Raw genomic sequence first — 20475 nt, forward strand, 5'->3', positions numbered from 1 at the left:
TCTTCTTCCTGATCAATAGCCACACACCCCACGCGCCCATGCCCCCATCCACCTCGCTCTGGAGCCCTTTGCGCCAACCTGCATTCCGGGGCCTGTGGATCTGCGGGGGGGTGTTCTTCGTGGGCAGCGGCATGCAGACCATGGCGGCCGCCTGGCTGATGGTGGAGCTGTCGGGCTCGTCCTTCCTGGCCGCGCTGGTGCAGACGGCCGTGTTCATGCCCATGTTCCTGCTGGCCCTGCCGGCCGGTGTGCTGGCCGACACCACGGACCGGCGCCGGCTCATCTCCGGGGCCCTGATCGCGCAGATCGCCGCCTGCAGTCTGCTGGCACTGCTGGTGCTGGCAGGCAAGGGCGGGCCGGCCTCGGTGCTGTTCCTGGTGTTCGTCTGCGGCTGCTGCACGGCGGTGCTGACCCCGGCCTGGAACTCCTCGGTCATCGATCCCGTGCCGCGCGACGAATGGCCGCAGGCCATCACTGCGGTGAGCATTGCCTACAACGCCGCGCGCGCCGTGGGCCCCACGCTCGCCGGCCTGGTGTTCGCGCAACTGGGCGCGGGCTGGGTGTTCGCCGTGGCGGCGCTCACCACGGTGGTGATGTGGGAGTCCATCCGCCGCTGGCCACCGCGCCCGCACGCCCCGACGCGGCTGCCGGCCGAGCGCCTGTGGGGCGGCACCCTGAGCGGCCTGCGCTTTGCCTGGCATTCGCGCATGATCCTGGCGCAGCTGGTGCGCGTGATGGCCTTCAGCGCCGCCGGCTCGGCCCTGTGGGCGCTGCTGCCCGTGATCGCCCAGCGCCAGCTGGGCGCGGGCGCCCAGGGTTTCGGCCTGCTCATGGGCTGCCTGGGCACGGGCGCCGTGGCCGTGGGCCTGGTCATCGGCAAGCTGCGTGCCCGCTTCGGGCTGGAGGCCATCGTCAATGCCGCCTGCGTGGTGTTCGCGGCGGCCATGCTGGTGGCCGCGTTCTCGCACACCGCCATCGTGGTCTACCTGGCGATGATGCTCGGTGGCGCGGCCTGGATGTCGGCCATGTCCACCTTCAACACCGCCACGCAGGCCAGTGCCCCGCCCTGGGTGCGCTCGCGTGCGGTGGCCATGCACATGGTGGCGGCCCTGGGCGCCTTCGCCATGGGCTCGGCCTTCTGGGGCGCATCCTCGGACATCGTGGGCCTGGCACCCACCCTGGTTGCCGCTGCCGCCTTCATGGGTGTCGGCCTGCTGCTGGCGCGCCCGATGCCGCTGCGCATGGGCGCCCTGCACGAGGTGACCCAGGCCACGCCCTGGGACGAGCTGTTCATCGAGGCTGAGCCCCTGCCCGAGGCCGGACCGGTGGCCGTGGAGGTGAGCTACCGCATCGCCGAGGGCTCGGACACGGCCTTCCTGGACACCATCAGCCGCATGAAGGCCCCGCGCCGGCGCGACGGCGCGACCTTCTGGCGTGTCTACAAGGACCTGGGCGACCCTTCGCGCTATGTGGAGCGCTTCATCGTCGAATCCTGGGCCGACTACCTGCACCAGCGCGCCCGCGCCACCATGGCCGACCAGACGCTGGAGACCGAGGTGCGCTCCTTCCTGGCACCGGGCGAAGTGGTCCGCATGTCGCACTACATTGCCGAACGCTGACCCGGCCCGCGGGCCCGCCAAGACAGGTGCAAGGCCCCATTTTTCAACCTTACCAGCGAGACAAGCTTGCGATGGATCTCTACGACGCCTTACCTAAAGAGTCTTTGAACACGGTCGGACTCCACGAAGACCTGGAGCAATTCAAGCAGGTCGGCCGCATCGTCAATGGACTGCTGACGGCCCACTGTGCCCTGGAACCGGCCAGCTCGGTGCTCGATATCGGCTGCGGCATCGGCAGGATCGCCATTGCCCTGACCGACACCCTGTCCAGCCAGGGGGCGTACCGCGGATTCGACATCACGCCCGATGCCATCGCGTGGTGCGCACGCGAGATCAGCCTGCGGCACCCCCAGTTCCAGTTCGTGCTGTCGGATGTGTTCAACAGCTCCTACAACCCCGGCGGTCGGCTGAAGCCGCAGGACTATGTGTTCCCCTATGGCGAAGGCGTGTTCGACATTGCCATCGCCACCTCGGTGTTCACCCATCTGCCCTACGGGGAAATGCGCAACTACGTCCAGGAGATGCACCGTGTCCTCAGGCCTGGCGGCAAGGCGCTCGCCACCTTCTTCCTTCTGGATGAAGCCGCGCGCCAGCACATAGAGCAGGCGCAATCGACGCTGAATTTCGTCCACGCCCTTGACCGGTGCATGGTCATCGATCCCGAGGTTCCAGAGAAGGCCGTCGCGTTCGACCTCGGGGAAATCCAGTCGATCCTGGTGCAGCAGGGCTTTCGCACGGACTGGATGAAGATGGGTGGCTGGTCTGGCAGGGCCATCGAGGGGCCCGACTACTACCAGGACCTGTTGATCCTGACTAAAGAGTAAGAACCGGTGCCCCGGACAGGCAAGCCGCCCGGGCCCTGCGCGCCGCGCCCTGCGACAATCGGGGCATGAGCTTCGCCCCCCTTTCCAACGACACCTTCCTACGCGCCTGCCGCCGCCAGGCCACCGACTACACGCCCCTGTGGCTGATGCGCCAGGCGGGCCGCTACCTGCCCGAATACAAGGCCACGCGCGCCAAGGCGGGCAGCTTCATGGGCCTGGCCACCAATGTGGACTACGCGACCGAGGTCACACTGCAGCCCCTTGAGCGCTTCCCCCTGGACGCGGCCATTCTGTTCAGCGACATCCTCACCGTGCCCGACGCCATGGGCCTGGGCCTGTCGTTCGCCGAGGGCGAAGGTCCGCGCTTTGCAAAGCAAGTGCGCGACGAGGCCGCCGTGGCCGAGTTGGCCGTGCCCGACATGGACAAGCTGCGCTATGTGTTCGATGCCGTCACCAGCATCCGCCGGGCGCTGAATGGCCGCGTGCCGCTGATCGGCTTTTCGGGCAGCCCCTGGACGCTGGCCTGCTACATGGTCGAAGGCAAGGGCAGCGACGACTACCGCCTGGTCAAGAGCCTGATGTATGCGCGCCCCGACCTGATGCACCGCATTTTGGCCACCAACGCCGACGCCGTGGCCGCCTACCTCAACGCCCAGATCGACGCGGGCGCCCAGGCGGTGATGATCTTCGACAGCTGGGGCGGCGTACTGGCCGACGGCGCCTTCCAGGAGTTCAGCCTGGCGTACACGGCACGGGTGCTGGCACAACTCAAGCGCACCGGCGTGGACGGCAGCGACGTGCCCCGCCTGGTCTTTACCAAGGGCGGCACCCTGTGGTTGGAAGATATGAAGCCCCTGGACTGCGAGGTGCTGGGCCTGGACTGGACCGCGAACCTGGCGCGCGCCCGTGCCCTGGTGGGTGGCACCGTGGGCGGCCCGGGCAAGGCCCTGCAGGGCAATATCGACCCCAACGTGCTGTTCGCGCCGCCCGAGCAGATCGCCACCCAGGCGCGCCGGGTGCTGGACAGCTTCGGCACGCCGCACACCGACCGCAGCACCACGGGACCCACCCATATCTTCAACCTGGGCCATGGCATCAGCCAGTTCACCCCGCCCGAGCATGTCGCGGCATTGGTGGAAGCCGTACACAGCCACTCGCGCAGCCAGCGCGCGGGTGGCTGAAAACCCTTGCCCCGCAGTCCAAGTTGTGCACACAAGCGGTGCATCCGCAAAAAAACCCATCGGGCCGTCTGCGTGACGGCCCTTTTTTTTGGCGTGCGTGCAAGTGATTGATTTGTATGGAAATTCTCTGGCTGCTTTTTTGCCGGGCAATCTACCCAAAGCCCCGTTTTTCAAGGGCTGGCAGGCCATACACAAGGGATATCAACAAAGTTATCCACAGAATTTTGGGGTTTCATGAAAAACCATGACAAATCAAGCACTTGCAGCGTGAACCACAGAAATCAGTGGATGTCGTCCATGCCGCTGGCACGAAAGTGGCGGCCAATGTCCTCTTGACGAACCCCGCCCATTGCACTTATGCACACAAAACGTGATGCGACGCAGCAAAACCTGCCGACGCCGCGCTAGCACAAGAAAGCACCTCAAAAATCCTCAGATGATTGATTCATATGGATTTTTTGACCCTGCCTTTTTGACAGGCATTCTGTTGAAATCCAGCATCCATGCGGCTCGCGGCGCACTGGAGACAGGATGTCAACAAAGTTATCCACAAAATCCCGGGATGACTTGGCAGCACAGGGCGCAATGGGCGGCCGGATGGCCCATCCCCCTCTTTGCCTGCCCCCTGCAGGCGCGCTGACCGAAAAAGTGCCACAGGTCCTTCGCAGGCCCCTGTTTCGGATGAAAAAGCCTTCAAATTTGCGCTCCAAGGGCGGGGAATAGCCTGGGTTGTGCACACCGGCAGTGCATCCTTGAAAAATTCAATCGTGCGGCTGCCACGGCTGCACTTTTTTTTCGCTGCATCGCAAGTGCTTGATTCATATAGGCATCTGCCGGTTGCACTTTTGGCGGGCAACCTACCGAAAGCACGGCTTTTCAAGGGCTGGCGGTCTGCACGCAAGGGATATCAACAAAGTTATCCACAGATTTTCTGAACTTCTCGGAAAACCCCTGACAAATCAAGCACTTGCATGCGATATCGCAGAAATCAGTGCATATCCCCTCTTTCCGGCTAGCACAGAAAGCACGCCCAATGTCCTCTTGACGAACCGAGCCAACTGCACTTATGCACACAAAACGTGATGCGGCGCAGCAAAAATCTAACACCAGCGGCTAGCACAGAAAAACCCGCAAAAAATCCTCAGATGATTGATTCATATGGATTTTTTACCCCTGCTGGATTTACAGGCACTTTGTTCAGACCCAGTATCCATGCGGCCTGGGCAGCAGTGAGGACAGGATGTCAACAAAGTTATCCACAGATTTGTGGGATGACTTGAAAAACGCAGCACGATCAGCCACTTAGCGATGAAACCGCCACTGCACATGAAGTAGCACGCGCAAGCCACCCGGAAGAGTGGCGTACGATTCCCGGTTGCCCCTGAACCACCGACCTTGCCGCCTCCACCTACTACCACCGTCCACGTGGCCCTGCATGCCCCCTCGCACAGCGGCGTGGGCGATCTGCTGAGCTACGCCAGCCCCGAGCCTTTGCCCCCCGGGACACTGGTGCGGGTACCTTTTGGCACCCGCGAGGTGCTGGGGGTGGTCTGGGACGCGGACGAAGCCACCGGCGAGCTGCCCGAAGGCGCGACCATGCGCCCCATCGCCGGGCTGCTGGCCGGTGTGGCGCCGCTCGATGCGTCCTGGCGCCGGCTGGTGGGGTTCGCTGCGCGCTATTACCAGCGCGCGCTGGGCGAGGTGGCGCTGGCCGCCCTGCCGCCACAGCTACGCGACCTGGGCCCTGAACAACTGGCCCGGCGCCTGCGCCGCCCGGCCGCGCCTGCTGGCGACGCTGGCCAGACCCTGCCCACGCTGGCCCTGACTCCGGAGCAGGAAAGCGCGCGCGCGCAGATCGCCGCCGAAAAAGGCCCCTTCGTGCTGTTCGGCAGCACCGGCAGCGGCAAGACCGAGGTCTACCTGCGCTGCGTGCAGGAGGTGCTGGACGCCGACCCGAACGCCCAGGCCCTGGTGATGGTGCCCGAGATCAACCTCACGCCCCAGCTCGAAGAGCGCTTCACGGCCCGCTTCGGTGCCCAGGCCGTGGTCTCGCTGCACAGCGGCATGACCAACCCGCAGCGCCTCAAGAGCTGGCTGGCCGCCCACAATGGCGCGGCACGCATCGTGCTGGGCACGCGCATGGCGGTGTTCGCCAGCATGCCGGGCCTGCGCCTGATCGTGGTGGATGAGGAGCACGACCCCAGCTACAAGCAGCAGGAGGGCGCCCGCTACTCGGCACGCGATCTGGCCGTGTGGCGCGGGCGCGAGCAGGGCGCCAAGGTGCTGCTGGGCTCGGCCACGCCCTCGCTGGAAAGCTGGCACGCCAGCCGCCCACCCACCCCCGAGGACCCCGAGGGCGGCCGCTACCGGCGCCTGCACATGCCCAGCCGCATCGGCGCCGGGCAGTTGCCGCGCGTGCGGCGGGTAGACATGAACCAGCAGCCCAAGCGCACGGTATTCACCGCGCCGCTGCTGGCCGCCATCACCGAGCGCGTGCAGCGCGGCGAGCAATGCATGGTGCTGCTCAACCGCCGTGGGTACGCGCCCGTGCTGCACTGCGCCGACTGCGGCTGGAAGAGCGACTGCCCCCACTGCAGCGCCCACCAGGTGTTCCACAAGACCGACCGCACCTTGCGCTGCCACCACTGCGGCTACACCGTGCGCGTGCCGCGCCACTGCCCCACCTGCGGCAGTCCCGACATCCTGTCCATGGGCCGGGGCACGGAGCAGCTCGAAGAGCAGTTGGCCGGTCTGCTGTCCGAGGTGCTGCGGCCCGACGGCTCGCCCGCGCGCATCGCGCGCATCGACGCCGACACCACCAAGGCCAAGGGTGCGCTCGAGAGCCAACTGGCCCAGGTGCATTCGGGCGAGGTCGACGTGCTGGTGGGCACGCAGATGATCGCCAAGGGCCACGACTTTCGCCGCATCACCCTGGTGGCCGCCGTGCAGCCTGACGGCGCGCTGTTCTCCAGCGACTTCCGCTCGGCCGAGCGGCTGTTCGCCCTGCTGATGCAGGCCGGCGGGCGGGCCGGGCGCGACGCGGCCTACATGGCCGCCCAGGGCGGCGCGCCCTGCGAGATGTGGGTGCAGAGTTTCCACCCCACGCATGCCGTGTTCGAGGCACTGCGCACGCATGACTATCCCGCCTTTGCCGCCCAGCAGCTCCAGGAGCGCCAGGAGGCGGGCATGCCTCCTTTCGCCTACCAGGCCCTGGTGCGGGCCGACGCCCGCACCCAGGAGGTGGCCCAGGCCTTCCTGACCGCGGCCAGCGCCGCCGCCCGCGAGCATGGCCTGCCGGGCGTGGACCATGTCACCCTGTACCCGCCCGTGCCCTTGACCATCCAGCGCATCGCCAACGTGGAGCGCGCCCAGATGCTGCTGGAGAGCGAGAGCCGCACCGCCCTGCAGCGCTTTCTGGCCGCCTGGCAGCCCGTGATGCAGGCGACGCGCAGCGACCCGGCCCACAAGGGGCTGATCCGCTGGCTGGTGGATGTGGATCCACTGACGATCTGACCCGGCCCATTAACAAGAACTCGTCTTTGTTACGCGGCCCGGCATAGCCCCCCTGGATGGGGGGTGCTCCGGGAAAGGCGAACAAACTACAATGCCGGGTGGTGCCAGAACGCCCCCCAGCCAGTGGCTTGACGGGTCGTGCAGCGCCCATGCCACATGCCTTGGGCCGCTGGCAGATCCCGATCCACCCCCGAGCCCCCCAGTGCCGAACCGGCCATTCCCACAGCAACTATGAGCAGTCTCCCCATCGGCACCGATGACGCCGGCAACCAGGAAGCCGAGCTTCTGGCCCAGTTCGCGCGCAACCTGAAGGTGCCGCTGCTCAACACCATGACGCATGCGCTGCAGGACGTGGCCCCGATCGAGGGCCTGTCGCCGGCCTTCCTGCGCACGAACTCGCTGCTGCCCTTCTCGGTGTCGGACGAGGTGGTACACATTGCCTCCGGCGTGCCCGTGCAGCTGGCCGCTCTCGATGCCTTGAAGCAGTTCTTCTCGGTGCCCACGCGCCTGCACCTGGCGCCACGCATGTGGATCCATTCGGGCCTGGACCAGGTCTACCGGCCCGAGAACGCCAGCCTGGCCGCCTTCGACGACGAGAACGCCGGTGGCTCGGACAACCAGGACGACGACCTCGAAACCCTGAAAGCCCTGGCCGAAGACGCCCCCGTGGTGCGCCTGGTGCAGTCGCTGCTGCTGCGCGCGGTGGACAGCCGCGCGTCCGACCTGCACCTGGAAGTCTCGCAGCAGAAGTTCCGCGTGCGCTACCGCATCGACGGCGTGCTGTTCGACGCCGAATCGCCCCCGCGGCGCATGTACATGGCGTCCATCTCGCACCTGAAGCTGCGCGCCAAGATGAACATCGCCGAGCGCCGCCTGCCCCAGGACGGCCGCATGAAGATGGAAGTCGGCGGCCGCCAGATCGACATGCGCGTCTCCACCGTGCCCACGGTGTATGGCGAGAGCATGGTCATCCGCCTGCTGGACCAGGGCCCCGGCATGATGGGCATGGACTCGCTCGGTCTGAACGCCGAGGCACTGGCCATGCTGGAGGCCGCCATCGTGCAGCCGCACGGCATGATCCTCGTGACCGGCCCCACCGGCAGCGGCAAGACCAGCACGCTGTACGCCTCGCTGGGCCAGGTGAACCTGCCGGGCAACAAGATCATCACCGTGGAAGACCCGGTCGAGTACCAGATCGACGGCATCAACCAGATCCAGGTCAAGTCGCAGATCGACCTGACCTTCGCAAGCGCACTGCGCTCCATCGTGCGGCAGGATCCGGACATCATCATGGTTGGCGAAATCCGCGACCGCGAAACGGCCGAGATTTCGATCCAGTCCGCTCTCACGGGCCATTTGGTGTTCTCGACCCTGCACACCAACGACTCGTTCGGCGCGCCCCACCGGCTCATGGAGATGGGGGTGGAGAGCTACCTGATCGCCTCCTCGGTGGTGCTCATCGTGGCCCAGCGCCTGGTGCGCGTGATCTGCCCGCACTGCCGGGAAAGCACCACGCCCACCTCGGCCGACCTGCTGTTCCTGGCCGAAGAGGGTGTCGAGGCCCACCAGGTGACCGAGCTGTTCCACGGCAAGGGCTGCCACCACTGCGGCCAGTCGGGCTACATCGGCCGCACGGGCATCTATGAAATGCTGCCCATGACCACCGCCATCAAGGAAGCCATCATCCAGAAGATGCCGGCCGAAGGCGTGCGCCGCAAAGCCGTCGAGCAGGGTGTGCGCACCATGCGCGCCGACGGCATCAGCAAGGTGCTGGCAGGCATCACCACCCTCGAAGAGCTGGCGCGCGTCACCCGCCAGGAGATGACGTGAGGCCGCGGCCGGGTACCGCAGGTGCCGCCAGCCAGGGGATTGCAGCCGAAGCGGGCAGCAGCCCCCTGCCGGCCGACACCGCCCAGCATCTGCCACTGGCCTCCGAACAGAAGCCGGCGGCCTCAGGTATCAGCTGGACGGCCTCGCTTGGCGGCGGCAGCAAGCGCGTGGGCATCAAGCACGTGCTGGCCATGACGGAGCAACTGCTCACTTTGCTCGACGCCGGCCTGCCGCTCGACCGGGCGCTGCACATCTGCCAGAGCAGCATCGAGCAGCCGTTTTTTCGTGGCGTGATGCAGGCCGTGGTGGTCGATGTGGAAAAGGGCAATTCGCTGGGCGATGCCTTCATGCGCCACCCCTCGGTGTTCCCGCGCCTGTACGTGAACATGGTGCGCGCCGGCGAGGAAGGCGGCGTGCTGCCCGTGGTGATGCAGCGGCTGGTGGAGTTCTACACGCGCAGCATCGAGTTCCGCTCGTTCCTGATCACCTCGTCCATTTACCCGGTGCTGCTGTTCTTCTTCGGCGTCAGCGCGCTGCTCGGGCTCACGGTGTTCGTGCTGCCCAAGTTCGGCCAGATCTTCACCGACATGCACCAGGAGCTGCCTACGGCGGCGGCCATGCTGATCGGCACCGGAGAGTTCCTAAAGACCTATGGCCTGTACATCCTGGGGGTGATTGCCGTGGCCCTTACCGGCTTCGTGATGGCCCTGCGCGACGACAAATGGCGCGAGCGCTGGCAACTGCTGCTGCTGCGCATGCCCCTGCTCGGCCCCCTGCTGCTCAAGATCCAGCTGGCGCATGTCTGCCGCACCTGGGGAACTCTATTGGCCAGCGGGGTTCCGATACTCACCGGCATGCGCATCGTGCGCGAGCTGACCGAGCACATCCCCTTGCGCAAGGCGCTGGACCGGCTGGTGCGCGCCGTGCAGGAAGGCAAGGGCGTGTCGGGCCCGGTGCGCGCCGACCCGTTCTTTCCCCGCCTGCTGGGCCAACTGGCTGCGGTGGGAGAGGAATCGGGCGCGCTCGATGCCATGCTCGTGAAGGTGGCCGACCAGTATGAGAAAGACATCCAGAAAGCCACCCGCAACCTGGTGGCCCTGTTCGAGCCCATGATGATCCTGCTGATGGGCGGGCTGATCGGCACCATCGTGGTGTCGATGCTGACCGCCATCTTCTCGATCAACGACATGCCCCTGTAAATGGACAAATGAAGTAGTAAGTAAGTAGGTTTTTCCCCATGCATATGCCCTTCAAGTTCCCCTCCCGCAAGCCCGCGCTGCGCCGCGCAGGCGGCTTCACGCTGATCGAGTTGCTGATCGTCATGGTCATCCTGGGCCTGCTGGCCTCGCTGGTCGGCCCGCGCCTGTTCGGCCAACTCGATGCCTCCAAGGTCAAGGCCGCGCGCACCCAGATTGAAATGCTGGGCGCCGCGATGGACACCTACCGCCTCGACATGTCGCGCTACCCGGGCACCGACCAGGGCATCGCCGCCCTGTCGGAAAAGCCGGCCGACGCGGCCGAGGCCGCCCGCTGGCGCGGCCCCTACCTCAAGAAGAAGGTGGACAAGGACCCCTGGGGCAACAGTTACGTCTACCGTTCGCCTGGCGAAAAGAGCGACTACGAGATCTCGTCCCTGGGCGCCGACGGCAAGGAAGGCGGCACGGGCGACGACGCCGACATCCGCAGCTGGGAATAAGCCCGTCCTCGGGACGCCGTGCGGTTGCGCATGAAAAAAATAGTGCCCCCGCGCTCGCCCGCTGCGCGGGTCGCTGCCCCCGAGGGGGTGGCTTTTCATCTTGGGGCGGCCCGGCGATGAAAAGATCCGCCGGGTTCACGCTGCTCGAACTGCTCTTGGTGCTGGTGCTCGTGGGCATCGGCACGGGCCTGGCCATGGTCTCGGTGGACCAGCTGGCCGGCCGTGCCGAGGAGCGCCGCTGGCTCGACCGCACGCAGCAGGAGCTCAAGCGCCTGCGCAACCGCGCCGTGCTCAGTGGCGCATCGGTCGAGGCCACGCTGTACTTTGATTCGGGGCGCATCGCCACGGCGGCCGGCAATGTGCTGGAGCTGCCCGGCAGCTACCGCTTCGTCGCCAGCCCCGGCACCCGGCCCAGCACGACGTCCACCGCCACCCGTGCCGAAGACGAAACCCTGCAGCTGCTGTTCTACCCCGATGGCACGGCACAGGAGGCCGCCTTCCTTCTGCGCACGCCTTCGGGCGTGCAGCAGCAGTTCCGCATGGCCCGCATCAGCGGGCGCATTGAAAGAAAAGATGCCGCGCCGACCGAGCAGTAAGCCCTTGCCGGCCCGGCCACGCCCCCTGCAGCAGCAGCACGGCTTCACGCTGCTGGAGGTGCTGGTGGCCATGGTGCTGATCGGCTTTGGCCTGGCGATCGCGTTCACCGCGATCTCGGGCACGGCGCGCCTGGACGACAAGATCAACGGCCACACCGCCGCCATGGCGCTGGCCCAGGCCAAGCTCGACGAGGCCCTCGCAAGCCCCACCTTCGCCGTGGCCGACGACGCCGTGGACCAGGGCTACGCCGGCACCGATTTCGGCTACCGCGTCCACCTGCGCCCGTTCGAGGCGCTCACGCGCGCCCAGCAGGAGCGGATTCCGGCCTTCCGGCAAAAGCTCGAAGAGGTGGAGGTCGAGGTCTTCTGGGGCCCCAAGGGCAACCAGCAGGTCTACCGCCTGAACAGCTACCGCCTGGCACCGCCCCCGCCGGGCGAGCGCACAGCAGGCGGCTCGGCAGCGCCCACCTCGTCGACGCCGCAGAACCCCGTGCGGCCCGCGCCATGAGACGCCAGCACAGCCATTCCCGTCCAGGCACCCAGACCGGCTTTACGCTGCTGGAGCTGATGGTGGCGCTCGCCATCTCGACCGTGGTGGCGGTGATCGGCGCCTCGGCCATGTCCACGGCGCTCGACTTCTACGGCCGCAACAACGACCGTGCCCGCTCGCGCGAAGAAGTGCGCGGCGCCGAACGCATCCTGCGCCACGAATGGACCACCCGTGGCCTGGCCGTCAAGGGCAGTGCCACCACGCTGGAGTTCGACACCCTGCACCCGGTGATGGGCACGCCCGGAGCGGCCCCGGCCATCGCGCGCGTGGAATATGCCTGCGAAACCGCCGAAGGCAGCAACAGCCTGGCGCTGGTACACCGCGTGAAAACGCTGCCCCCCGCCACCCCCACGAACACCGGCAACCGGCCGGCCCCGACCCTGCTCGACACCCAGGTGCTGGCCTCGGGCCTGCGCATGTGCGCCTTCTCCTACCTGACCCGCATGCCCAACCGCGAAGGCAAGCCCATCCCCACCTGGCTGGCCAAGTGGGAGCAACTGCGCCAGCCGCCCGACCTGCTGCGCATGGGCCTGTCGGGCGTGCGCGACGACATGCCGGCCCTGGTCTACAAGGCCCACAGCGAGGCAGGCGCACCATGACCGCCCGCCCCCTGCAGCCCTCCCGGCCCCTGCGGCGCCGCGCCCACCGGGCCGGCAGCGCGGACGAGCGCGGCTATATCCTGCTGTTCGCGCTGGGCCTGATGGCCGTGGTGACCACGGTGGTGCTCGGTGTCTCGGTCTCGCTGCGCCTGGATGCACAGCTGCTCGCCCGCGAGAAGGAGGCCCTGCAGGAAGGCTATGTGCTGCAGTCTGCCGCGGCCTACACCGCGCTGCAGCTGGGCATGGCCTCGGCCGTGGCGGGTGCCAACCCGCCCCTGCCCGAAGAGGTGCGCCGCAACTGGCCGCTGTGGCGCCTGCCCGAGCCTGGTGCACCGCCCGCAACCGCGCCGGGGACGGCCCCCTCGTCCCGGGGCGCGATCGCAGCGGCCGCCGCCGGCACCACGCCCACGGCACGCTACGAGGCCACGCTGGGCCGCCAGCCGTTCACGGCCGAGCTGCAGGACGCCAGTGGCCTGCCCGATGCCAACGACCTGACCGCCCAGGAGTGGGAGCGGCTGTTTGCGCTGCTGGGCACGGCCCCGGCGCGTGCGCGCGAGCTGGCGCTGCTGACCATGGAGTTCAAGAACCGGGTGATGGACGCGCGCGGAACGGCCGGATTTTCAAGCATGCGAGAATTGCTGGATTGGAACGAGATACCGCGCCCCCTGGTGCGGGGTGGCACCACCCAGGTTCCCCTGGGTTTGCAGGACCTGCTGGTGGTGGGCACCCGAAACCGCAAGGTGCGGCTGGATACCACCCCCATCGTGCTGCTGCGGACCCTGGGCAATCTCACGGACGAGCAGCTGCAGCGGCTGACCGCCATGCGCCGCTCGGGCACGCCCATCACGGCAGCGCTGGCCCAGCAATGGACCGCCGGCACGGGGCTGATCGCGGCCGACATGGCGGGCCCACCCACGGCCGTCACGGCGCGGTTGCGCCTGGGCAGCACCCGGCCCACGGGCGCAGCCCTGGTGGCAACCCTGGTCCAGCAGGGTGGAAAGTTCAGCGTGGTGGATTCGGTGGTCGATGTGAGCGCCCGCTGACTACCGCCAACCCTGTGACCGAACACCCGAAGGCCGCCCCGAAAAGAACATCCCGATCAGATTGAAACCTCAACCGATGCGCAATTTCTCCCCCTCAGCCAGCTGGCGGCACCAGCTGGTGCTCTCTCTTTCACCGCACAGCCTGTGCATCCTGCATTTCTACCGCGGGCTGCTGGGCTGGAAGCGGGCGCATGAGCTCGTGGTGCCCCTGCCCGAGGGAGACGGCTTCGCGTCGCAGTTGCAGCAGCAACTGGCCGACAGCGTGACGCGCTGGAAGATTCCGCCAGGCACGCGCGCGCACTGGGTGCTGGCCGGCGACATCCTGGGCATCGTTCCGCCCAACACCCAGGGAGCGGGTGCCCCGCCCTCGCTGCCCTTCCCGGCCAGCGACACGCGCACGCAGGTAGACGCCTTCGGCGGTGCCGAGGGCGCCTCGCTGATGTGGATGCACAAGGACTGGGTGACCGAGATCGAGCGCATCAGCAGCGCCTGCCGCCTTGCGCTGGTGGAGCTGTACGCTCGTGCCCAGTTGTTCCAGCGCATCGCCGCCAAGCAGCCCGCCTCGCTGCGCGCCGTGGTCGAGACCGATGCCTCCGACCAGTACCTGCATGTGTACGCGGCCAATGGCACCATGCTGCGCACCCGCGTGCTCGACGCGGCCGACACCCATGAACACCTGGCGCAGACCCTGCAGATGGAGCTGGCCGCCCTGGGCGCACCCGCCGACGCAGCCCCCGGCCGCGCGGTGCAGCTGACCACGCCCAAGGGCTACGCGGCCGAGCCGCAGACCTGGGCCGACTACCAGCACCACGTGCTGCCAGCGGCGTCGCACAGCGACCTGCTCGAAAAGCTCTGGCGCTCGGACCAGGGCGGCATCATCGTGCGCCACACGCACAACGACATGGTGCAGGCGCTCAAGGTGCTCAGCCTCGGGCTGGGTGCCGTGGGCCTGGCGGGCCTGGCGCTCATGGTCTGGCACGATGGCCGGCTGGTGCGCCAGATCGAGGAGGGCCGCGACCGCGTGCGCAAGGACCTGCCCAAGGTGGAGGCCGCCAAGCTGCTCAAGAACCGCACCCTGCGCATGGCCGACGCCGTGCAGGCGGTCAACACGGCACGCGAGGCACCGTCCGCACTGGGCCCGTTCTCGCAATTGGTTGCGTATTTCCCGCCGCCGCCCGCCACCTTGCAGTACTTCAGCTCCGACAATGGCGTCGTCGCGCTGGCAGGCCAGGGCAACGAAGGCAGCGTGAAATGGCTGCAGGAGCGGCCGCTGGCAGGCTTTGGCGCCTGGACCGACTTTCCCGTACCGGAGTACCTGGCCGCCAGCACCCCGCAGATCCACCTGCAGGCGCGCAAGGAAGCGCCCAAACCCACTGTTCCCGCACCGGCACAGCCACCCGCATCGGGGGCCTCCCAACCATGATGAAGCGCGATCTCAAGCGGGTGCATGCCGCCCACGGCATCAAGTACTTTGCCTTTCCCGTCGTCGTGCTGCTGCTGATTGCCGCCCTGGTGGACCAGCGCCTCACCGGCTACCTGGAGCACCGCGAGCAGGCCAGCGACCTGCAGACGCTGCTGGAAAGCAACCAGAACACCCTCGACCTCGACAAGAAGGTGCAGGCCAACAGCGAGCAGGTGGGCGGCAGCTACACGCCCATAGAGGCGCAGCTGTTTGTGGCCAACGACATCACCGAGTCCGTCAATGCCATGCAGCAGCAAGTGACCAAGCTGCTGCAGGGTCTGTACTTCGACAACATCGACCTGTCGGAGTTTTCGGATGCGCCCAAGGGCAGCGTCTCGCGCATGTCGCTCACCGCGCGCTTCAACGGCGTGCCCCAGCAGTTGCCGCGCCTGCAGATCGCCCTGGCGCAGTCGCCCAAACTGCTGGTCATGGACAAGGTCGAGATCAAGGTGGTGGACGACACCCAGCGCGGCGGGCAGCAATTGCACATCGTGGCCCGCTTCTCCGGCCTGCACATGAAGCCGCTGCCCGAGGCCGCCGCCCCTGCTGCGCCTGCGGCCACCCGCAAGTAAAACGAACACGGCTGAATTTCAGAAGACTGCAATGAACAAATCCATTCCTCCCATGCTGCGCAAACTGACCGCTGTGAGCATTGCGCTCCTGCCCACGCTGACGGCAACGCACCTGGTGATGGCCCAGCAGCCACCGATCAACCCCTTCACGGGCCAGCCCATGCCCGCAGTGCCCAGCGGCAGCGGCACCCCCGTGCCCGGCGGCTTCAGCATGCCTGGCATCACCATGCAGCCGCCGCAGGCAGGTGGCGCGGTGGTGGCTCCGCCCGCAACACCGCAGGCGCAGCCCACCGCACCCGGTGCAACGGCGCCCACCATGCCCGCCCCCATGGCCATGCCTGCGCCCGGCACTGCGGCAGCCAGCACGTCCGCAGGCGGCAACCCTGGTGCGGTGCTGTCCAACACACCCAACCCGGGCGTGACGCTCAAGTTCGACAATGCCGACATCTACGAGGTGATCCAGGTCGTGCTCGGCGAAGTGCTCAAGCTCGACTATGTGATCGACCCCACCGTGCAGGGCCGCGTCACGCTCAAGAGCACCGGCGCCATCAGCATGGCCGACATCTACAGCACGCTGGAGACGGCGCTCGCGGCGAGCAACATCTCCATCGTGCGCCAGGGCAAGCTCTACAAGGTACTGCGCGACACCAACGCGGTGCGCGACGCCGGCCTGGGCCCGGGCGTGGGCGCGGCCTCGTCGGTGATGCAGATCATTCCGCTGCAGTTCGTGCAGGCCAACCAGTTGGCCAATACGCTGCGCGGTTTTGTCGGCGCGCAGGCGGCCATCACCAACGACCCCTCCAACCGCTACCTGATCGTGGTGGACAAGGCCGCCAACGTCGAGAAGATCGTCGAGATGGTCAAGACCCTGGACTCGGACTACGTGAGCCAGGTGCAGATCAAGCTGTTCCCGCTCGCCCACAGCGAAGCGGCCGACGTGGCCAAGGAACTGGACGCCATCTTCAAGACCTCGGGCATCCTCAACCGGCCCGGCACCGACGCGAACAAGACCTACTTCCTGCCTGTGGCGCGCATGAATGCCGTGATGGTGGCTGCCGCCAACCCGGCCCTGCTGCAGACGGCGGAGCAGTGGATCAAGACGCTGGATGCCGAGCCGCGCAATGGGCTGGGTTCGTTTGTGCATGTGTACCCGGTGGCCAATGGGAATGCGGCGAATCTGGCGAGCCTGGTGACGCAGATCTTTGGAGGGGCGGCACCGACGCAGAACAATGCGAACACGGGTGCGTCGGGCCTGCCGTCTGCCACAGGCACTGCGTTCGGCTCGGCAACGGGCGCTACCGGCACCAACACTGGATTGGCAGGTGCTGCAGCGGGCGGCACCAACCAGAACAACAGTTCGGCAGCACGCACGATCGAGCGGGGCAACACGCCTTCGCAGGGCACGACCGGCACGGCTCCTGGCTTGGGTGGTTCCGTGCAGGTGATTGCCGACACGGAAACCAATACGTTGATCGTGCGTGCCTCGCCACAGGACTACCAGCAAGTGCGCAAGGTACTGGAGCGGCTAGATGCATCGCCGCGCCAAGTGTTGGTGCAGGTGATGGTCGCAGAAGTCTCGCTGACCGACGCGTTGCAGTACGGCGTAGAGTGGTGGATCAAATCTGCACTGAGCACTGGTGGCAAAAGCTGGCCAGGCTTTTTCGGACTTGATGGCTCCTCCGTCCCAGCAAAAGTTGGCGCCATTTCAGCGTCTGGCGCAACACCAGCAGTTACGGGTACCGGATCTGGCCTGAACTACGCTGTTTTTGGCAGCGCCGGCCAAGTGATTGGTCTGCTCAACGTGCTCGCCAAAGACACCAACGTGAACGTGATGTCCACGCCACACGTGTTGGCGAGCGATGGAAAAATCGCAAAAATTGAGGTGGGTCGCGAAATTCCAATTGTCACGCAGACCGTATCCACGCCTAACAGCAGCTTGCTCGGCACTTCGAACTCCACCTCCAATTCCGTGCAATACCGCCCTACCGGCATTCTGTTGGAAGTCAAACCGAGCATTACATCTACAGGCCGCATCACACTCAGCATCTCACAGGAGGTGAGCAATTTGGGCGACCCGGTTACTGCTGGAGGGGTCGACTATCCGAGCTTCCAGAAGCGCAAGATCACGACGGATGCGACGATTGAAGACGGCAAAACCATCATGCTTGCTGGTCTGATTGAGCAGAGGCTTGAGAACACTGGCAACGGAATTCCCGTGCTCAAGGACATTCCTGTGGTTGGTGGGTTGTTCGGAAATACGAGCAAAGGCAAAAACAAGACTGAGTTGCTGATCACGATTACCCCCTACATCATCAACAACCGTGAAGAGGCTGACCGCTTGGCAGGCAGCTTTCAGGAGAGTCTGCAAAAGCTCCGTGTGATGCTGCAGGACAAAAACAACGCAGGGCTTGCCCCCAATCTGGGTCGCGACGCTCCCGTGCGCAGCCAGCAAAAGCCCGGTGCCCTGCCGGCCCCGCAAATCCAGAACAGCGAAGCCTTCGTCAACTGATCCCGCTGGTACCAAAAACAAAACAGCCCACTTCGGTGGGCTGTTTTGCTTTGCGATCAACTCAGGTCAGCAAAGCCACCGCCCCTGAAAAACTCAAGAACGCCAGCGCCGTAGACACCAGAATGATCCGCGCCACGCGCCCATTGTTGGCGCCGAAGCGGTCGGCCAGCAGCGAGACATTGCTGGCACTGGGCAATGCCGCCACCAGCACCAGCACGGTGAGCGCAAACGGCGTGAGCGGCACCCCGGCGGCCATGGCCGCCGTGCCTGTGGCCCAGACCAGCACCGGATGCACCAGCAGCTTGGCCAGTGCCACCGGCACGTACTCGCGCGCGGGCACCTGTTCGTGCTGGTTCATCTGCGATCGGGCCAGCACCGCACCGATGGTGAACAGCGCCACCGGCGACGCCGCATCGGCCAGCATGGCCACGGTGCGGTCCACCGGGCCGGGGAGCTTGAAGTGGAGCGCCGAGGCCAGTGCGCCGAGCGCGATGGACCAGGGCATGGGGTTGGTGGCCATGCCCTTGAAGGCATTGCGCAGCGCCACGCCCACGCCGTGCGTGCCCGCGCCGTCCATGCGCGACAGAGCGATGCACAGCGAGCTGGTGACCAGCATGTCCACCGCGATGGTCACGATGGCGGGCCCCGCGGCCTGCGCGCCGAGCAACGCCACGAGCAGCGGCACGCCCATGAAGCCGGTGTTGGGAAACGCGGCCACCAGCGCGCCGAAGGCCGCATCGTTCCAGCCGATGCGCCCGCGGCGCGTGAAGGCCACGGTGCCCGCCACCATGACCAGCGCGCACAGCACGTAGACACCGGCCACGGCCGGATCGAGCAGTTGCGCGATGGGCGTGCTGGCGCCAAAGCGGTACAGCATGCAGGGCAGCGCAAAGTACAGCACGAAGGCGTTGAGCCCCGGAATGGCCGGTTGCGGCAGCACGCCACGCCGGGCGGCCAGGTAGCCGCACAGCACCAGCGCGAAGAAGGGGAAGGTGACGAGCAGGACGGAGAGCACGGGGGATATTGTCGGCGCGGCCATGCCCCGTGAGGGCGGTGGATGCCGCAGGCGGTCAGCGCAAAGTCAGGCGTGTGCCATCTCCGTCGGCGATCAAGGGCACGAAATCAGCCGTTTGTGTTTCTGCTGAGCTGCTCATTGCTTGCGCTGGATGATCAGGTTGCGCTTGGCATCTTCGGGATAGGCAAAGGTGATGGCGCCGTTCTTCACCGCGCCGATCACCAGCATGTTGCGCGTGATGGCGTCCTTGTCGGCCGTGCTGAATGGTTTGTCGTAGGTGGCGACCACGCCGTAGTAGGTCTTCATCTTGCCCTCCAGCGACGCCTTGAGCGCCGGGCCATTGAGGTTGCCGTCGCGGATGCCGAGGAAGGAGTACATCAGCAGATAGGTCGCATCGTAGGCATTGGCCGCCGCCATGGGCACGGCCAGCTTGCGCTGGAACTTGCGCGTGTAGCTCGACAGGAAGGAGGCACGGCGCTCGTTGCTGGGCTCCGCGATGAAGGTCTGCACCATGAGGGCGCCTTCGGCCGCATCGCGCGCGCCATCGAGGAAGTACGGGAACGACAGGGTCCACGGCCCCACCTGCGGCACCTTCCAGCCCAGGGTCTTCTTGCCATTGGCGATGACGGCATTCTCCTGCCCCACGGTGTAGCTGAAGACCACGTTGGCACCGGCACTGCGCGCGGCCGCCAGCTCGGCGGTGAGGTCCTTCACCCCGAGGTCGAAGCGCGCCACATGCACGGGCTTGAGGTTCTTGGCGGCCAGCGCCGCCACCACGTCGTTGTAGCCACCTTCGCCATAGCCGGTCTTGTCGGCGAAGATGGCCACCTTGTCCCAGCCGCGCTTGACGATGTCTTCCACCATGAAGGGGGCCTGCAGTGCGTCACGCCCCTGCACGCGAAAGATGTAGCTCTCGGCCGGCGGGTACTTGGCGGTGACGGCCGTGCCCGACGAGCAGGGCACGATGAGCGGTGACCTGGCCTCCTGGAACAGGTCGATGGCCTTCATGGCCACGCCGGTGTTGCAAAAGCCGATGGTGGCGACGACCTTCTCGGCCAGCAGGTCCTGCGAGACCTTGCGCCCCTGGTCGGGGTTGGCGGCATCGTCCTTGACCACCAGTTCCAGCGGCCGGCCCAGGTAGCCGCCGCCAGCGTTGATCTCGTCCACCGCCATGCGGATGCCGTTGAGCATGGGCACGCCGAAGTCGGCCGAGGCCCCGGTGAACGGCCCCACCACGCCGATGCGCACGGGCGCGGTGCTGCCGATCTGCGCGCGGGCGGGCAGCGCGGCCAGGGCCATTGCTGCCAGACTGCACAAAAGAAAAAGCGCCCCACCCCAGGCTGCGCGTTGCGGCGCGGCGGCGGTGGTGCGCGGTGGCGCGAGGCTCTTGGTCGGCATGGCACGGCCTTTCGGGCTTGTCTCGTTGGTCCGTGCAGTATCAAAGTGCGAACAGACCTGGGACAGCG

General features: G+C 66.5%; 16 protein-coding genes. 14 read left to right on the forward strand and 2 right to left on the reverse strand.

What is annotated here, in order from left to right; genetic code table 11:
• The first annotated feature begins 38 nt into the window (after window positions 1–38).
• The 14 genes from AC0IZS_RS05625 (at window position 39) to gspD (ending at window position 17994) form a co-directional block, all read left to right on the forward strand.
• Window positions 39–1619: an MFS transporter gene (locus AC0IZS_RS05625; RefSeq protein ID WP_471634739.1), complete on the forward strand. Its 1581-nt coding sequence runs from the start codon at window positions 39–41 to the stop codon at window positions 1617–1619.
• Between the two features lie 71 nt (window positions 1620–1690).
• The gene (locus AC0IZS_RS05630; RefSeq protein WP_471634740.1) at window positions 1691–2443 is read left to right on the forward strand and encodes a class I SAM-dependent methyltransferase; all 753 of its coding nucleotides are present in this window, start codon (window positions 1691–1693) and stop codon (window positions 2441–2443) included.
• A gap of 65 nt (window positions 2444–2508) precedes the next feature.
• Complete coding sequence (gene hemE / locus AC0IZS_RS05635) at window positions 2509–3624, forward strand: uroporphyrinogen decarboxylase (protein ID WP_471634741.1); 1116 nt, start codon at window positions 2509–2511, stop codon at window positions 3622–3624.
• Window positions 3625–5049: 1425 nt separating this feature from the next.
• Complete coding sequence (gene priA, locus AC0IZS_RS05640; RefSeq protein WP_471634742.1) at window positions 5050–7137, forward strand: replication restart helicase PriA; 2088 nt, start codon at window positions 5050–5052, stop codon at window positions 7135–7137.
• Between the two features lie 231 nt (window positions 7138–7368).
• Complete coding sequence (locus AC0IZS_RS05645) at window positions 7369–8967, forward strand: GspE/PulE family protein (RefSeq protein ID WP_471634743.1); 1599 nt, start codon at window positions 7369–7371, stop codon at window positions 8965–8967.
• Window positions 8964–10166, forward strand: coding sequence for a type II secretion system F family protein (locus AC0IZS_RS05650; RefSeq protein WP_471634744.1), 1203 nt, complete (start codon window positions 8964–8966; stop codon window positions 10164–10166). Before AC0IZS_RS05645 ends, AC0IZS_RS05650 begins: the two co-directional genes overlap by 4 nt.
• A gap of 38 nt (window positions 10167–10204) precedes the next feature.
• The gene (gspG, locus tag AC0IZS_RS05655; protein WP_471634745.1) at window positions 10205–10663 is read left to right on the forward strand and encodes a type II secretion system major pseudopilin GspG; all 459 of its coding nucleotides are present in this window, start codon (window positions 10205–10207) and stop codon (window positions 10661–10663) included.
• 116 nt (window positions 10664–10779) lie between these two features.
• Window positions 10780–11259 carry a prepilin-type N-terminal cleavage/methylation domain-containing protein gene (locus tag AC0IZS_RS05660; protein WP_471634746.1) on the forward strand — a complete coding sequence of 160 codons (480 nt, stop codon included), beginning with the start codon at window positions 10780–10782 and terminating at the stop codon, window positions 11257–11259.
• Between the two features lie 4 nt (window positions 11260–11263).
• A complete protein-coding gene (locus AC0IZS_RS05665) occupies window positions 11264–11767 on the forward strand; it encodes a type IV pilus modification PilV family protein (RefSeq protein ID WP_471634747.1) in 504 nt (167 codons plus the stop codon).
• Window positions 11764–12408 carry a PulJ/GspJ family protein gene (locus tag AC0IZS_RS05670; RefSeq protein WP_471634748.1) on the forward strand — a complete coding sequence of 215 codons (645 nt, stop codon included), beginning with the start codon at window positions 11764–11766 and terminating at the stop codon, window positions 12406–12408. Before AC0IZS_RS05665 ends, AC0IZS_RS05670 begins: the two co-directional genes overlap by 4 nt.
• On the forward strand, window positions 12405–13451 hold the full coding sequence (locus tag AC0IZS_RS05675; RefSeq protein ID WP_471634749.1) for a hypothetical protein: 1047 nt from the start codon (window positions 12405–12407) through the stop codon (window positions 13449–13451). The genes AC0IZS_RS05670 and AC0IZS_RS05675 overlap by 4 nt, the downstream gene beginning before the upstream one ends.
• A 76-nt stretch (window positions 13452–13527) precedes the next feature.
• Window positions 13528–14874, forward strand: coding sequence for a hypothetical protein (locus tag AC0IZS_RS05680; protein WP_471634750.1), 1347 nt, complete (start codon window positions 13528–13530; stop codon window positions 14872–14874).
• Window positions 14871–15485: a hypothetical protein gene (locus AC0IZS_RS05685; protein ID WP_471634751.1), complete on the forward strand. Its 615-nt coding sequence runs from the start codon at window positions 14871–14873 to the stop codon at window positions 15483–15485. Before AC0IZS_RS05680 ends, AC0IZS_RS05685 begins: the two co-directional genes overlap by 4 nt.
• A gap of 31 nt (window positions 15486–15516) precedes the next feature.
• Window positions 15517–17994, forward strand: coding sequence for a type II secretion system secretin GspD (gspD, locus tag AC0IZS_RS05690; RefSeq protein ID WP_471634752.1), 2478 nt, complete (start codon window positions 15517–15519; stop codon window positions 17992–17994).
• A 61-nt stretch (window positions 17995–18055) separates the two neighbouring features.
• Here gspD and AC0IZS_RS05695 read toward each other — a convergent pair whose 3' ends face one another.
• Both AC0IZS_RS05695 and AC0IZS_RS05700 read right to left on the reverse strand, forming a co-directional pair.
• Entirely contained in the window at window positions 18056–19009 is a 954-nt protein-coding gene (locus AC0IZS_RS05695; protein WP_471634753.1) for an AEC family transporter, read from the reverse strand.
• A 135-nt stretch (window positions 19010–19144) separates the two neighbouring features.
• On the reverse strand, window positions 19145–20407 hold the full coding sequence (locus AC0IZS_RS05700) for an ABC transporter substrate-binding protein (RefSeq protein ID WP_471634754.1): 1263 nt from the start codon (window positions 20405–20407) through the stop codon (window positions 19145–19147).
• Window positions 20408–20475: the final 68 nt, after the last annotated feature.

This window comes from Acidovorax sp. AC410 (assembly GCF_979253235.1).